12 protein-coding genes are annotated in these 15,400 nt (G+C 47.7%); 5 read left to right on the plus strand and 7 right to left on the minus strand.

The genetic code is table 11. The features are described from left to right. Positions 1–38 precede the first annotated feature (38 nt). On the minus strand, positions 39–1,034 hold the full coding sequence (gene argF, locus ACQY6Y_RS08265) for an ornithine carbamoyltransferase (protein WP_428379863.1): 996 nt from the start codon (positions 1,032–1,034) through the stop codon (positions 39–41). Between the two features lie 66 nt (positions 1,035–1,100). Then, positions 1,101–2,357 (minus strand): arginine deiminase, encoded by a 1,257-nt coding sequence (locus ACQY6Y_RS08270; RefSeq protein ID WP_428379864.1) that lies wholly within the window; start codon positions 2,355–2,357, stop codon positions 1,101–1,103. A 405-nt stretch (positions 2,358–2,762) separates the two neighbouring features. Between ACQY6Y_RS08270 and ppk1 the strand changes: the two genes are divergently transcribed. From ppk1 to ACQY6Y_RS08290, 4 genes are read left to right on the plus strand one after another with little or no spacing between them, the layout of a single operon-like run. Beyond that, positions 2,763–5,504 carry a polyphosphate kinase 1 gene (gene ppk1, locus ACQY6Y_RS08275; RefSeq protein ID WP_428379865.1) on the plus strand — a complete coding sequence of 914 codons (2,742 nt, stop codon included), beginning with the start codon at positions 2,763–2,765 and terminating at the stop codon, positions 5,502–5,504. A gap of 11 nt (positions 5,505–5,515) precedes the next feature. Further along, entirely contained in the window at positions 5,516–6,847 is a 1,332-nt protein-coding gene (gene rlmD / locus ACQY6Y_RS08280; protein WP_428379866.1) for a 23S rRNA (uracil(1939)-C(5))-methyltransferase RlmD, read from the plus strand. Then, positions 6,844–7,491, plus strand: coding sequence for a Maf family protein (locus ACQY6Y_RS08285; protein WP_428379867.1), 648 nt, complete (start codon positions 6,844–6,846; stop codon positions 7,489–7,491). Before rlmD ends, ACQY6Y_RS08285 begins: the two co-directional genes overlap by 4 nt. Next, the gene (locus ACQY6Y_RS08290) at positions 7,484–8,467 is read left to right on the plus strand and encodes a P1 family peptidase (protein ID WP_428379868.1); all 984 of its coding nucleotides are present in this window, start codon (positions 7,484–7,486) and stop codon (positions 8,465–8,467) included. The genes ACQY6Y_RS08285 and ACQY6Y_RS08290 overlap by 8 nt, the downstream gene beginning before the upstream one ends. A 5-nt stretch (positions 8,468–8,472) precedes the next feature. Here the strand turns inward: ACQY6Y_RS08290 and ACQY6Y_RS08295 are convergent, their stop codons facing one another. Beyond that, entirely contained in the window at positions 8,473–9,537 is a 1,065-nt protein-coding gene (locus ACQY6Y_RS08295; RefSeq protein WP_428379869.1) for a glycosyltransferase family 2 protein, read from the minus strand. A gap of 16 nt (positions 9,538–9,553) precedes the next feature. Beyond that, on the minus strand, positions 9,554–10,753 hold the full coding sequence (gene glf / locus ACQY6Y_RS08300) for a UDP-galactopyranose mutase (protein ID WP_428379870.1): 1,200 nt from the start codon (positions 10,751–10,753) through the stop codon (positions 9,554–9,556). 160 nt (positions 10,754–10,913) lie between these two features. Between glf and pta the strand changes: the two genes are divergently transcribed. Further along, on the plus strand, positions 10,914–11,915 hold the full coding sequence (pta, locus tag ACQY6Y_RS08305; RefSeq protein ID WP_428379871.1) for a phosphate acetyltransferase: 1,002 nt from the start codon (positions 10,914–10,916) through the stop codon (positions 11,913–11,915). A 52-nt stretch (positions 11,916–11,967) separates the two neighbouring features. Here pta and ACQY6Y_RS08310 read toward each other — a convergent pair whose 3' ends face one another. The 3 genes from ACQY6Y_RS08310 to ACQY6Y_RS08320 form a co-directional block, all read right to left on the minus strand. Next, positions 11,968–12,168: a hypothetical protein gene (locus ACQY6Y_RS08310; protein ID WP_428379872.1), complete on the minus strand. Its 201-nt coding sequence runs from the start codon at positions 12,166–12,168 to the stop codon at positions 11,968–11,970. 44 nt (positions 12,169–12,212) lie between these two features. After that, a complete protein-coding gene (pckA, locus tag ACQY6Y_RS08315) occupies positions 12,213–13,826 on the minus strand; it encodes a phosphoenolpyruvate carboxykinase (ATP) (RefSeq protein ID WP_428379873.1) in 1,614 nt (537 codons plus the stop codon). 152 nt (positions 13,827–13,978) lie between these two features. Then, positions 13,979–15,373 carry an ATP-binding cassette domain-containing protein gene (locus ACQY6Y_RS08320; RefSeq protein WP_428379874.1) on the minus strand — a complete coding sequence of 465 codons (1,395 nt, stop codon included), beginning with the start codon at positions 15,371–15,373 and terminating at the stop codon, positions 13,979–13,981. Positions 15,374–15,400: the final 27 nt, after the last annotated feature.

The following is a 15,400-nucleotide window of genomic DNA, read 5'->3' on the forward strand; positions in this document are numbered from 1 at the left end:
TTGTATTCGTGTATGGGAGCGCTTAGATGTGCTTCTATTTACCGCAATGTAGCGTACATCACAGCCTTGATGGTGTGCATGCGATTTTCAGCTTCATCAAAGACTTTTGACTGACGAGACTCAAATACTTCGTCTTCAACTTCCATCTCTGTTACGCCAAACTTCTTGGCAATATCAGCACCAATGGTGGTATTGGTATCGTGGAACGCAGGAAGACAATGAAGGAAAATAGCAGACGGGTCAGCAAGAGCCATAAGCTCCTTCGTTACACGATAAGGCGTGAGCTGGGCGATACGCTCAGTCCAAACCTCATCCGGCTCACCCATGGAGACCCAAACATCGGTATAGATAACATGTGCGCCAGCACAAGCAGTCTGAGGATCCTGAGAGAGCGTAATGGTGCAGCCATTCTCAGCGGCAATGGGTGTGCAAGCCTCAATAACATCATCGGCGGGCATGCACTCTTCAGGTCCGCAGGCAACAAAATTCATGCCGAGCTTGGCGCACACCACCATAAGAGAACGGGCAACATTGTTCTTGGCATCGCCCATAAAGACAACAGTCTTACCCTTAATATCGTAATTAAAGTTCTCTTGAATCGTAAGAACATCGGCAAGCATCTGTGTAGGATGCCAAAGATCAGTCAGACCATTCCAGACAGGCACACCGCTCTTTGCAGCAAGCTCATCAACATCTTCCTGAGCAAAGCCACGGAACTCAATACCGTCATACATGCGGCCCAGCACCCGGGCGGTATCCTCAATGGATTCTTTCTTGCCCATCTGTGAGCTGCCTGGATCGAGATAAGTTACACCCATACCCAAATCCATAGCGCCTACCTCAAAGGCACAACGTGTACGGGTAGAAGTCTTTTGGAAGAGCAGAACGATATTCTTTCCTTCAAGATAACGATGGGGTGTACCAGTGCGCTTGAGATCCTTAAAGTTCTTAGACAGCTTGAGCAGATACTCAATCTCCTCAGTTGAAAAATCGAGAAGTTTAATAAAGCTTCTCCCGGAGAGGTTGACGCCCATCTATATACCTTCCTTTCAATTATTGAAGCTCAGCTGCAAAATCTGAGCACTTAACAACAATCAAACTTATTGAATAACCTCGTCACGCTCAAATGGCATGCTCATGCATCTTGGACCTCCACGACCACGAGAAAGCTCAGATGAAGGCACCACAAGAAGATCGAGACCAGCCTTGTACAAAGCTTCATTTGTCACATTATTTCGCTGATAAACACAAATTCGACCAGGAGCAACTGCGAGGGTGTTAGATCCGTCATTCCACTGCTCACGAGCAGCTGCTACCGGATCGCCGCCACCACACTCAACCAGCGTGACAGAATCAAGCCCCAGAGCATGAGCAAGAATGTGTTCAAGCGTATCGTTATGCTCAACAATTCGAACAGATCCCGGATGAGAACCACGAGAAAGCTCGAAGACTTGCAAAGTTCCCATAATGCCAGGATGAATGGTGAACTTATCAATGTCTATCTGCGTAAAAACCGTATCCAAGTGCATGAAAGCACGAGAGACAGGAATATTAAACGCCAAGATCGAATCTATTTCAGAAAGATCTTGCCGTTCCCACAATATATGCTGCGCAAGCGTATCAATTGCGGAAGCTTGTGTTCGCTGAGAAATACCGATAGCCAAGCATTTGGCTGAAAGATTAAGGATGTCGCCACCCTCCATATGGAATGCACTGTTGCGGTGATACCACAGCGGCGTATCGCAATAGTGAGGATGATCGCGGAACAAAAATTGACCCAGCAACGTTTCACGATTGCGCACGTCAGAATACATGTGATTCAGACAAACACCATGCCCAACCACAGCAAAAGGATCTCTTGTGAAGTAAGCGTTTGGCATAGGATCTACGAGAAGAGAAACTTCCCCACCTTGTCCAGGGCGAATATGATCCGCTAAGCGCGACCCAGCCTCAATAGGAAGATCAACTTCGTTTGCACGAACACCAGCTATGCATTTGCAGACAAAGGCCTCGGTGTCTTCGATGGAATCCATGAACTCGCGCACAGCAGCACGTGTACGTTTACCACGTAATCCCGACTCTTCGAGCCATCGCGTACAAAACTCATCACGACTGCCCGCAGCATCGAGCGCCTCAGCAACTAAGTGCTCTAAATACACAACTTCCACGCCCTGGTCGCGAAGAACCTGAGCGAACGTATCATGCTCTTGCTGAGCCACCTCAAGATATGGAATATCGTCAAAGAGAAAATGAGGGAGCTCATCTGGCACAAGATTGAGAAGCTCTTCTCCTGGACGATGGAGCATGACTTTACGTAAAGTCCCAATCTCGCTATGAACAGACAGCCCTTTTGACATATGCGAGGTCTCCTCTCATAGACAACACACTGCATGCCAACGCAACACTATGAATTATCTTCGTAGCATATCGCCATTCTATCCAATAAATAGAGCAGACGGGTGAGCGGAGTAAGCAGCACCGTAATCGGGTTTATCCAACTGATGCGACCATTTCATATTTTGCAATAATAACCCTTTTCACCTGGTATTTATTTCCTAGCAATAAAATGTGGACTACGATTTAAAATATAGTTATAACCACTTACGATCAATTTTCAATATTGACAAATTCAAGATGCATTATGCATATCTGGAGCTTTCGAAGTGAGTATGTAAGGGTTTCTCTACTTGCACATCCCTTGTGATTATACGCCTAGAGCCCTGGTAACATTATTAGTACACACAACGATGCCGGGGGGAGCTATGGCAAAGAAAGAAGCTAGCAAAAAATCCCGTAAACAAACTGATGATAAGGACCTTTCACTTGAACCTTTCGAGCGCAGTCCTGAGGGTCTCGCACGGCGTGTTTCAAAATTTGAAGGGCGCAAGAACGCTGGCAAGCATTCCGAACGAGATTTTTCTTATACACAAAATCGTGAGTTGAGTTGGTTACAGTTCAACATGCGAGTTTTAGATGAGGCATTTGATCCCACCGTGCCTCTTTTTGAGCGCCTCAAGTTCGTTTCTATTTTTGCAAGCAATCTCGATGAATGGTTCATGATTCGAATCGGAGGACTTTCTGAGCTTGCTACCCTCAAGCACCAGCCTCGTGACAATAAATCAAATCTCACACCGAGTGAGCAGCTTGAGAAAATTTTTAAGCAGCTCCCAGAGATGTTAGATCGTCATGAAGAGGCATTTCATCGTACGGAAGCCGCCCTCGCTCAAGAGGGGCTTATTCGCGTTACGCCTGCAACTGCCACAGAAGCCGATATCACTGCAATGACGCACTATTTCCGTCAGCGTCTCTCCCCTATTATTTCTCCTCTTATTGTCGATCCACGCCATCCTTTTCCTAACTTAAGAAATGGACTTCTCTATGTCATGTGCTCGCTCGATGGGCCCGATGAAAAGGGACTGTTGGGAATGGTTGAGGTTCCGCCAACCCTTGATCGCGTCATTCCGCTATCTTCCGGCTCCCAAACCTCTCGATACACCTTGCTAGAGGATGTCATCATCGCCAACTTGAGCGAGTGTTTTGGTAGCTATGTCCCCACATCGGCATGCATCATTCGCGTTACCCGCAACGCTGATATAGATCCAGATGGCGAAGGAGTGGAAGAGGAAGAGGACTATCGCCAACATATGAAAAAGGTCCTCAAGCGGCGCCAGCGTCTTGAGCCTGTTCGCCTTGAGATGAGCTCATTTGCTCCATTTGACGAATCCCTTACCAGCTTTATTCGCAAAGAGCTCAAGCTTTCACGCGAACGAGTATCACATGTCGAAATCCCGCTTGACCTTTCATACGTGTATGACTTGGAAGACCTCCTTCCAAAGCGCGTTGCTTCTAAACTCGTCTTCCAACCCTTCGAGCCGCAGCTTTCTCCTCTGGTAGAACAGGGTAAACCTATGCGTCAACAAGTCATGGATCATGACATTTTGCTGTTCTATCCCTATGAAAGCATGTCCCCTCTGCTCGACTTACTCCGCGAGGCTTCAAACGACGATGACTGTATTTCAGTCAAAATCACCCTCTATCGTGTAGCAAAGCAATCGAGACTGTGTGAAAGTCTCATTGCAGCTGCTGAGAATGGCAAAGATGTCACTGTTTTAATGGAACTCCGTGCACGTTTTGATGAAGCCAATAATATTCAGTGGGCAGAGCGTCTGGAGTCTGCAGGCTGCACCGTTATATATGGTTCCGAAGGCTTTAAATGTCATTCAAAGATATGCCAGATCACCTATCATGAAAGCGGCAAAATAAGCCGTATTACCTGTCTTGGAACCGGCAACTTCAATGAGAAGACAGCTCGTCTTTACTCAGACTTTATGCTCCTTACCTCTCATGAAGGAATTGGAAACGACGGCAACGCATTTTTCCGCAATCTCTCAATTGGCAATCTTGCAGGCACGTACGCCTATCTCGGTGTTGCACCAACAGGGCTCAAGCCTCTCATTATGCGTGGCATAGATCGAGAAATTGCTCGAGCTCAAGCTGGTATGCCCGCTCAGGTATTCCTCAAGATGAACTCACTTACCGATCGTGATGTTATCGACAAGATTGCCTATGCATCACAAGCCGGCGTAAGGGTCATCATGATCATCCGTGGCATCTGTTGTATTCGCCCCGGAATCAAAGGGATTACCAACAATGTGCATGTCCATCAAATTGTTGGACGTCTTCTTGAACATTCTCGTGTGTATGCCTTTGGCGCCGACGTGGATACAATTTATCTTTCAAGCGCTGACATGATGACGCGAAACACCGAGCGACGTGTCGAGATAGCCTATCCAGTTCTTGACCCCATCTGTCGCAAAATGGTTATCTCTTATATGAACCTCCAGCTTGCTGACAATGTAAAGGCTCGTATTCTCACGCAAAATGGCACATGGAAACGTGTTGAGCGCAATGAGGATGATCCGGCAATCGACAGTCAGCAGCTCATGATTGAGTTGGCTTATCGTCGTTCATCCAATGCTATTTCAGGCCGTAAGGCAGCGCTTTATCCTATTTCTGTCGTGATGCCAAAACTGCCTCAGGGGGGACTGCACGATCTTCTCGTGATGTCAGGATCTGCAGAAACTCACCCACGTCTTGCAACTGAGGCCGATCCCGCTGTACATGAGACTGAAGACACCGATGCTCGAGTGGAAATAACGGAAGCTCCTTTAACTCAAGAGGTGGCTTCTGATATTGCGGCTGAAACAGTTTCCTCTCCTCAGTCCACTGAAGACATAACCCCGGTGAACGAGAGTGTCGTTGAGCAGAAAGCATCAGAGTCGGTTTCATCAGAAGCTTCGTCTAACCCTGATGAAGTCGAAGAGATAGTGGAGCCCATTATTGAAACGGTTGAAATAGAGGGTCCTGTAGAGTCACACACAAATAAGCCAAGTGATATCGCAGCAATTGATTTGCATCATCGAGGACGATTTGCCACCGCTTTTGCACTTATCGTCCTTGGAATAAAAACTCTCTTCCGCGGAACTAACAACAAACAATCCTAGGCGACGTATATATGAAACTCACCATTGAACGCATGACCTATGGACCGGATGCCATCGCTCACGATGGCAATGGTAAGGCAGTTTTTGTAAGAGGTGGAACACCGGGCGATTATGTGGAAGCAGAAATTCTCTCAGAAGGATCGAGCTTTTCGCGAGCGCGCATTGCTGAGGTACTAGAACCCGGCCCTAACCGGATTTCTTCGCCCTGTCCCCTTTCAGATGAATGTGGCGGCTGCCCTTGGGCATCGCTGGCTCGCACAGCACAGCTCGAAGCAAAACGTTCCTGCGTAATAGACGCACTTACTCGCATCGGGCATTTCTCTTCTGATGAAGCAGAGAAACTTGTTGCAACATGTCGACATACCGATGAAGCTTGGGGATACCGCAACAAAATTGAACTGGCCTTTTCTCGTTCATCTGGACGATCAATGTTAGGCATGCATGCTCTAGGCGATAATCATGTCCTAAAAGCCAATGCCTGTCCTTTACTTGATAAACACTTTGCTCGTGTTCCGCGTGCCGTTGCAGGCGCACTTACCTATCTTTCAAACTCGCATGATTTATCGTTTGAACGTATAGGCATTCGTGCCTCGCGACGCACTAAAAACGTTGAAATCGCTCTTTGGACAACACCGGGACCTTTTCCCCGTGCACAGGCGGCAAAAATCCTCAACGATGCCCTTAAAACCACCTCAGTTGTGCGTGTTCTAACAAAGGGCCCCTCTAAAGCCCGTCGAATTGCAGGGGTTGAGCGTCTCAGTGGCAGCGGTAATTGGCAGGAACTTATTGGAGATAACCGAATGAGTTTCTCAGCTCCTTCTTTTTTCCAGGTAAATACCGCTGGTGCAGAACAACTCATATCCTTAGTTATCGATGCTCTTCAGCCCACTGCTGAAGACATTGCAATGGATCTCTATTCTGGAGCTGGAACGTTTACCCTGCCGCTTGCCCAAACATGTGATTTTGTCTATGCCGTAGAGAGCTACGGTCCTGCTGTGCGGGATTTACGACGGAATTTAGAAACGGCAAACCTTACAAATGTTGATGCTCAAGGTGGCGATGCAGGACGGGAATTTCCGGATGATGAGGCAGATATTATCGTTGTTGATCCGCCTCGTTCTGGTCTGTCCGAACAAGTGGTTGAATTGCTCTGCGAACAACCAGCACGTGCAATAGCGTATGTTTCCTGTGATCCCGCAACGCTTTCGCGAGATCTTGCCCGTTTTCGTTTAAACGGTGCGTTCGATATTGCATCAATAACTCCGGTAGATTTATTCCCGCAAACTTTTCATGTAGAGACGGTTACTCACTTAGTCCGTTCCAACAGGAGATCTCATTCATGAAACATGTCCTTCTAGCTTCTGGCTCCCCTCGACGAGAGGCGCTGCTTCGAACTGTTGGCGTAGTACCTTCGGTGAAACCACAAGCAGTTGACGAAACTCCTCTCGAAAATGAGTCACCACAAGAGCTTGTATCACGTCTTTCTCAAATAAAAGCCCATGCTGCTCTCGAGAATGGCGATGCACAACCAGGCGATATTATTATTGCTGCTGACACTACGGTGGCCTTCAATGGCCGTGAACTTGGGAAGCCTAAAGATCCAGATCAAGCACGTTTTATGCTTCATCTCTTATCCGGCAACACGCATACCGTTTCTACCGGCGTCAGCATTGTTCTTGTAGATGAAACCGTTCCAAAATTCCTTGCCGAAACAACGTTCGTAGAAACAGCGTATGTTTCTTTCTATCCTCTTTCAGATGCAGTTATCGAAGCATATATTGCAAGCGGCGAGCCTTTTGATAAGGCCGGCTCTTACGGCATACAGGGCCGAGGATCTTTGCTCGTAGATACGATTGATGGTGATTATTTCACTGTCGTAGGACTTCCTCTCGCCCGAACAGTTCGCGAACTTGACTTACTCTTGGAACGTTATTCTCGTTGTGAATCTCCGTTTATTCTGAGCTGTTTGGGAGGCATACATGCCTAATTCCATCGAAAGTATTACGCAGATACCTGGAATATTCGCTGCACATACAACAAATTCCGAAAGAGCAACAGGCTGCACCGTTATTATTTGCCCTGCAGGAGCAACCGGTGGTGTCGATGTGCGCGGCGGAGCCCCTGCAACACGAGAGACCGATTTATTACGCCCTGAAGAGACAGTAGATGTGCTACATGCGGTTGTTCTATCTGGCGGCAGTGCCTTTGGACTCGAGGCTTCCTGTGGCGTTGCAAATGAACTAGCACGCCAAGGCATTGGCCTTGATGTAGGTGTTGGTGTAGTGCCCATTGTAAGTGGTGCATGTCTGTTTGACTTAGCGTGCGGAGATGCACACGCTCATCCCACACGAGAAGACGGCGAACTTGCCTGTCGAGTTGCACTCAGTCGAGAAAATCCTCCATCTCCACTTGAGCGTGGGTGTGTAGGCGCTGGTACCGGCTGCACCGTTGGTAAGCTTGCAGGCCCCGAGCGTGCCATGAAATCCGGTTTAGGTGAAGCAGTATCTCAAGGACCCAACGGATTGGTTTGTGGTGCTATCGCAGCAGTAAACGCTGTTGGTGATATTCACGATCCCTTTACGGGTTCTTGGATAGCCGGGATGCGTGATGAAAAAACCAACCTGCCACAGGGTGCTTCATTAGCAGCACTCTTAGACCAAACGGCTTCTATGCCCTTAGAGCGCACTAATACTACTATTTCTTGTATTGTCACCAATGCAAAGCTTACAAAAGCCCAGGCAACCAAAGTAGCTCAAATGGCGGCAGATGCCTATGCGCATGCCATAGTGCCAACACATACCACAAATGATGGTGACACCATCTTTGTCATGGCTACAGGTGAGATACCAGCCGATGTCGATGTGGTTGGTGCGCTTGCTCAAAACGCTCTTGAAAGCGCAATTGTTGATGGAGCACGACAAGCAATTTCGTCATACGGCTTTATTGCAGCGTGCGATGTATAACTTGTCTAGTTAAACCGATATAAACGCTGAGCCACGCGATAGATGCCAATGGTTGTTTTTCTGCCCACGTCAGTGGGCAGATTTGTTGCGACACCCATTGCGCCATGTCGAGCACGACGATACATGCGGTCATCATAGGCCTTAAGTTCATCCCAAAGGGCTTCACATTCATCCATAGCGTTGGGTTTATCAGAGATGCGCGAATACACTGAAGCTGCAGCCATCATGAGGGTGAAGTAGTTATACATGTACCTGCGTAAACGAGGCTGCTCAACATCATCGTGAATATGGTATGCATGCATCATAATGCGAGTGACACGGATATGTTGATCGACTCGAGAAACCATAATGCTCTCGTTAACCGATTGATCTTCACGTCCAATGAAGTACCGATAAAGATCAACATCGAGATAATAAAGCGATCGACAGCGTGGCAGAGGAACATACGCATAGATATTGTCTACATAGAAGGTATGAGCTGGGAGTGGCAAACCGCCTTGGCGCAAGATTTCAGTGCGATAGCAAAGCGCATGCATAAGCAGATACTGCGCCATATTAAAGCTGCCGATCTTGTCCCACCCAATCACCTTATTGCGTGGAAGCGCATAGCGAAAATCAACAATGCTCTGCTTACCATCAGCAACGTGCTCATGCACGTAGTTAGTAATTACAAGATCAACCGGCAAGGCCAAAAAGACAAAACGTCTTAATTTTTCTAACAACTCAGCGAGCGCAGCACCATCCACCCAGTCGTCCGAGTCGACGATTTTAAAATATGCCCCATCGGCTTCACGTAAAGCGGCCAAAATGCCCATCCCATGTCCACCATTTTCTTGGTGGACTGCTTTGATGAGATTGGGATAGCGCTCTGCCCACTCATCGGCTTTCTGAGGGGTGGTATCTTTCTGAGAGCCATCATCAACAATGACAATCTGAATGTCATCTGCATACTCAGACCCTTCCAGAATGGAAGAGATGCAATGATCCATATAGTCAGCAGAGTTGTAACAAGGAATACCAAATGTGATGGTCTTTCCTTCGATATGCTCCGTTCGCTGTAGCTCTGACATTACCCAGCAATCCTCACTAGCGCTGTGCCACTATCTCATCGCTCAATTCGAGCGCAGAGGCACAGACGGCATCCATGTCGTAATAACGATACTCTGCAAGACGGCCCACTGGATGGAAATTGAGCAGGCCCTCAACACGCTCGCGATAGCGACGATACAGTGCTTGAGTTTCATCTTCAATGATGGCGTAATAAGGCGTCTGCCCACTACCGGGTTCATAAGCCTTGGAATATTCACGCATAATAGTTGTTTTACCAGGAACAACCTGACCTGTCATATTCTTGAATTCGGTAATACGCGTGAAGTCTTCACTCGTTGTGTAATTAACCGTACCCACTGGCTGGAATTGATCCTGATCGAGCGTCTCAAACACCATATCAAGTGTTCGATATGGCAAAGCGCCCAAATCGTAATCAAAGAGCTCATCCAGTGGACCGGTATAGATAATCTCTCCGCCATACGGACGCTCACGCACGGTTATGCCATCGGAGCTAAAGCCCAAAAGATCGCGAGCATCCACTTCAAGAAAGACATCGATAAGATCGTGATCAAGCATGCGCTCAAAAAGGCGTGTATAACCATCAACCGGCATGCCCTGATGTGGAGCCTGCGGGAAATAACGGTCATCATCACCGATAAATACCGGTACACGTCCTGTAACAGAAGGATCAATTTGGTCAGGGGTTTTACCCCACTGCTTCATGGTGTAGTGCAGAAATACATTTTCATACACGTAATCGGCAACTTCTGCGAGTTCAGCATCGTTCTTCTCGCGAAGCTCCATAATAGGCACTTTTTTATTTTCACCGAATGTGGCTACAAGCTTTTCGTAGAGATGCTCTCCGTGCTCTTCGCCAAAAGCCAACTTCAAAGAAGTGTGGTTAAAAGGCACCGGCATGAGAGTGCCATGAATGTTGGCAAGCACCTTATGCTGATAGTCCGTCCACTCAGTAAAGCGAGACAAGAATTGATGCACACGGTCATTGTATGTGTGATAGATATGCGGCCCATACTTATGGATAAGAATACCGGCGGCATCGAGACAATCGTACGCATTACCTGCAATATGATTTCGGCGCTCAAGAACAGCTACGCGAGAACCACACGTCTCCGCAAGACGACGTGCACAAGTGGCACCTGCATAGCCGGCGCCGATGACGATGACGTCGTACAGATCGGGGTTGAAATCCGAGGGCAGTCCGATGTCGCTTGTCATCTGAATCCTTCCATCTAACGTAATACCACGTTTCCTAGTATTGTTTTATAAAGAAAGACGCAATCCGTGTACGGAGAGCTTCTTAAACTTCGTACCGATTCTAACACGCGTCCATATAATAGGTTGCAGTGCACATGGAAGGCATAGAGAGAGGACTACAATGAGCGATTTTCTAGAGCGTATGAAAACTGCCGCCAAAGCCTACAAGAAGACAATTGTTTTACCGGAAGGTGAAGATCCACGCACGCTTGAAGCTGCGCGCAAAATCGTAGCCGAAGATCTTGCCCACATCGTTATTTTGGGCGACCCCGCCACAATTGATGTTGAGGGCGTAACCGTTATTGATCCTAAGAGCCCCACTGCTCCTAAACACGAAGCTTATGCCCAGAAATTCGCTGAGTTGCGCGCAAAGAAGGGCGTCACTATTGAGCAAGCGCGCGCCCAGATGATGGATGCAACGTATTACGGCACCATGATGGTAAAGATGGGCGACGCTGACGGCCTTGTTTCTGGCGCTTGCCATTCAACCGCTAACACCCTTCGTCCTGCCCTTCAGATTCTCAAGACAGCACCCGGCACCAAACTTGTTTCTGCGTTTATGGTTATGTGCACGAAAACACCAGAATTCGGTGTTGATGGAACACTCGTGTTCGCAGATTGTGGTCTGAATATCGATCCAACCTCCGACGAGCTGTCTGAAATTGCAATTGCCTCCGCCAATTCCTTCCGCACTTTTATGAACGAAGTAGAACCAAAGGTTGCCATGCTTTCCTACTCTACTATGGGTTCCGCTGGCGGAGATACAGCTAAGAAGGTCCAAGAAGCCACTGCCTTTGCAAAGGATAAGGCTCCTGATCTTGCCATCGATGGAGATCTCCAGCTTGATGCAGCAATTGTCCCTGAGGTGGCTACTCTCAAAGCTCCTGAAAGCTCCGTTGCGGGTCATGCAAATGTTTTGGTCTTCCCGAACCTTGAATGCGGAAATATTGGCTATAAACTCGTTCAGCGTTTTGGACAAGCCGAAGCTTATGGCCCCATTCTGCAGGGCATTGCCAAGCCGGTAAACGATCTTTCACGTGGCTGCTCAGCAGACGACATTGTGGGCGTTGTAGCTATTACATCTGTACAGGCACAGATTGCCGATGCCCACGATCTGGCATAAAGAAATTCAGGCTTTAATACAAGACCGCATCCTTTGTGGGTGCGGTCTTTTTTCATAGATTATATATCTTGAGTCGAGCATCTATTTCTTGCAAGGTCATACGGAGAGCAAAGAGCTGTTGATAGGTAGCAGTGCGAACTTTGCCTTGTGTCTTAAGAACTCCCATACGTTCAGAAATATCTTGGAGTTCACAACGAACCTCAGAAGCAAAGGCTTCGTATGCGGCAAGTCTTTTACTGGCAACTTCATCCATGCCACACCACTACCCTATTCAACACAGCTTGTTACCACATGAGCTTAACCACGCTTTTTCTTGCCGCCCAGAGGATGCGGACCTGCCGCTCTCACCTCTTCTGCCATGTCTGGGTGGTTCACACGGGCATTTTCTTCAAACATGGTAGCAAGACGCTCTGCCTGCTCATCATAAGCAGCTTTATCAGCCCACGTATTACGTGGATTGAGCAGTTTACGTGATACACCAAGACAGAGGTTGGGGATCTCAAGATTAAAGCGCTGCTCATGCCAGTAGCCACTCGCCTCTAAAACACCCGACATGGCTGCATTTACCATTTTACGGGTAAGCGAAAGCTTCATACGGTGACCAACGCCATAAGGTCCACCAGTCCAGCCGGTATTGACGAGATAAACTCGTGTTCCACCTTTCTCGATGCGCTCACCAAGCATCTTGGCATATACATTGGGATCCAGAGGCATAAACGGCTCACCAAACAGTGAAGAGAAGGTGGGCTGAGGCTCAGTAATACCACGCTCGGTACCAGCAACCTTAGAGGTAAAACCAGTTATGAAGTGATACATAGCTGCATTGGTTGAAAGTTTGGCAATAGGCGGCAATACACCAAATGCATCTGCGGTAAGAAAGATAACTACGTCGGGGACGCGCGTAGCCACACCATCAACCACAGCATCGGGAATAAATTCAACTGGATATGCCACACGACCATTCTCAGTGATGGAAACATCGTCAAAGTCGGGGATGCGCGTCTGGGGATCGAGCACTACATTCTCAGAAACGGATCCAAAACGTATGGCATTGTAAATCTGGGGCTCAGTCTCCGGTGTGATATTGATAGTCTTGGCATAGCAGCCGCCCTCAATGTTGAACACGCCATCATCGGCCCAACCGTGTTCGTCATCGCCAATAAGATTGCGACCAGGAGCAGCCGAAAGGGTTGTTTTTCCCGTTCCAGAAAGACCAAACAATACTGTTGTTCCTTTGGAACGCGGATTCATATTGCATGAGCAATGCATGGGTAAAACGTTATCTTCCACCGGCAACAAGTAGTTCATAGCGGAGAAAATGGACTTCTTAATCTCACCAGAATACGAGGTACCACATACCAAAATAGTGCGATCCTCAAAGTTGATAACTACCGCAGCTTCAGAATTTGTCCCATGAATAGCGGGGTCACATTTAAAACCGGGGGCAGCAAGCACCATGAAATTAGGTGCATAGCGTGACAGTTCCGCAGGCATTGGACGCACAAGCAGCTGATGAACAAAAAGCGCCTGACTTGCAAGCTCGCACACGACCTCAAAGTTGCGAGAATAACGACGATCCGCGCCTGCAACTGTTTGCATCACAAACAGATCATGATCGTTAAGATATGCGACAGTATCTTCCTTGATCTTCTCGTAATGCTCTTTTGATAAGGGGACATTTACACTGCCCCAAGCGATTTTGTCGTGCACATCGGGAGTGTCAACAATAAAACGATCACGTGGAGACCTGCCGGTATATTTGCCTGTAGTTACACAGAGGGATCCGGTATCTGAAAGAACACCTTCTCCTCTACGAATAGCCTCTTCAACAAGCAGTGCGGTGCTGAGATTGAGCTTTATACGACTGTCGTCATAGGCAAGACCAAGCCGCGCAAAATCATCCTGAACCATGATACCTCCTTTGCTTTGAGGGCTGTCCAAAAAAAACAGGCACGAAAACAGCTCTCGTGCGAGAAAATCCCCTAGGGAATCATCCCCCAATTAGACGGATAAGACCACCCAACTCGGCGAACGGTATCCTCAACAAAAACGACAGAAAAATTTCAGGATGCTAGAACACGATCTTCATAAGCCTTAAGAAGCGCTGCTATCCCTTCATCATGCGAGGCAACAAGTAATGTTCTTCCCTGTAAATGACGTAAAACAAATTCACAGGCTTTTTTGCGCGTAAGATCATCAAGGGATGAAAAGGGCTCATCAAGCAACACGGCATCACTCGACACAGCAAGAGCACGCGCAAGTTCAACACGTCGTCTCATGCCGCCTGAAAGCTCACTTACAGGACGATCAAGCGCCGATGCGGGCAATAACTCTAAAAGGAGTGCTTGGGCGTCGGAGTAAGACAATAGGCCATCACAGGCTAATACAAGATTTGCCTCCGCGCTCATACCTTCAACTAGCTTTGTTGTTTGAAACATACAGCTCGGAGATTTCGGTCGTAAAACTTCGCCATCATAAGCGCTCTCAAAGCCAAGAAGTATTCGGAATGCTGTTGTTTTGCCGGCACCAGATGGATCAGTAAATACCATTCTTGATCCTGCATCCGCATCAATCTCAAAGGGACCAACTACCAGATCTCCATAGGAGACCGTCACTTCATGAAGAGCAATTTCAGCTGCCTTGCTAACCTTCTGAGAATCCCCACCAGGACGTGATAGACATGCAGCATTGAGTGCCCATGTACGAGAAGAACCAAGCAACCATAAAAAGAGACGTTCTGAAGCCCAAGCAAGCAGCACTACCACAATTGTCCAAGCAAAGAGGTCTGCCGTATCGAACAATAACTTTGCTTGATACACCCTATCTCCCATACTTCCTTGCGGGATGCCTATCAGCTCTGCAGCGACACCAGCCTTCCAACTCATGCCAACACAGGTCTTTCCTGAAGCAATTAAGAAAGGAACCAGGTCAGGCCACGTGGTTGCAAGCCAACGACGTATACGAGAAACCCTCAGTGTTTTTAAAAGTGCATCAAATGAAGTATCACGAGCTGAGCAAGCTTCGGTTACCGAGAAATAAAGTGCAGGTAGCGCTACAAAAACCACTGCCACAAAGCTCACGTTACGAGAGCCAATCCAGATCAAAAGTAAAACAACTATGCAGGCCACCGGAACACTTTTCATGGCTGACAGCACAGGAGCTATAAACTCATAGACCGCCGAAAAAGAAGTAGAAAGTATTCCTAAAACAAGGGCAAGGATAAACGCCAATATAAAGCCACTCATCACACGCGTAAGAGTAAAACCAACAGTAGAAAGAAATGCTGACTCAACAACATCGCGCACGAGAGCTGTAAATGTAGAGATTGGCCCTGCTAAAAGAAGGTCTGTGCCAATGACCATACTCGCAAGTTGCCATACCACAATCCAAAGAAGTATGACAAAAAAACGACGAACAGCACGAACAGAGGGCTTAGAAAGCCCTCTGTTCTGACCCATCCGTCGAGAAGAAAACGAATGCTCTGG

The sequence above is a fragment of the Olsenella sp. Marseille-QA0557 genome (genome assembly GCF_965119725.1).
Taxonomy (GTDB): domain Bacteria; phylum Actinomycetota; class Coriobacteriia; order Coriobacteriales; family Atopobiaceae; genus Coprovicinus; species Coprovicinus avistercoris.

Coding starts and splice junctions, on each gene's coding strand:
- argF (WP_428379863.1), bottom strand. CDS start 1,034: ATGGGCGTCAACCTCTCCGGGAGAAGCTTTATTAAACTTCTCGATTTT.
- ACQY6Y_RS08270 (WP_428379864.1), bottom strand. CDS start 2,357: ATGTCAAAAGGGCTGTCTGTTCATAGCGAGATTGGGACTTTACGTAAA.
- ppk1 (WP_428379865.1), top strand. CDS start 2,763: ATGGCAAAGAAAGAAGCTAGCAAAAAATCCCGTAAACAAACTGATGAT.
- rlmD (WP_428379866.1), top strand. CDS start 5,516: ATGAAACTCACCATTGAACGCATGACCTATGGACCGGATGCCATCGCT.
- ACQY6Y_RS08285 (WP_428379867.1), top strand. CDS start 6,844: ATGAAACATGTCCTTCTAGCTTCTGGCTCCCCTCGACGAGAGGCGCTG.
- ACQY6Y_RS08290 (WP_428379868.1), top strand. CDS start 7,484: ATGCCTAATTCCATCGAAAGTATTACGCAGATACCTGGAATATTCGCT.
- ACQY6Y_RS08295 (WP_428379869.1), bottom strand. CDS start 9,537: ATGTCAGAGCTACAGCGAACGGAGCATATCGAAGGAAAGACCATCACA.
- glf (WP_428379870.1), bottom strand. CDS start 10,753: ATGACAAGCGACATCGGACTGCCCTCGGATTTCAACCCCGATCTGTAC.
- pta (WP_428379871.1), top strand. CDS start 10,914: ATGAGCGATTTTCTAGAGCGTATGAAAACTGCCGCCAAAGCCTACAAG.
- ACQY6Y_RS08310 (WP_428379872.1), bottom strand. CDS start 12,168: ATGGATGAAGTTGCCAGTAAAAGACTTGCCGCATACGAAGCCTTTGCT.
- pckA (WP_428379873.1), bottom strand. CDS start 13,826: ATGGTTCAGGATGATTTTGCGCGGCTTGGTCTTGCCTATGACGACAGT.
- ACQY6Y_RS08320 (WP_428379874.1), bottom strand. CDS start 15,373: ATGGGTCAGAACAGAGGGCTTTCTAAGCCCTCTGTTCGTGCTGTTCGT.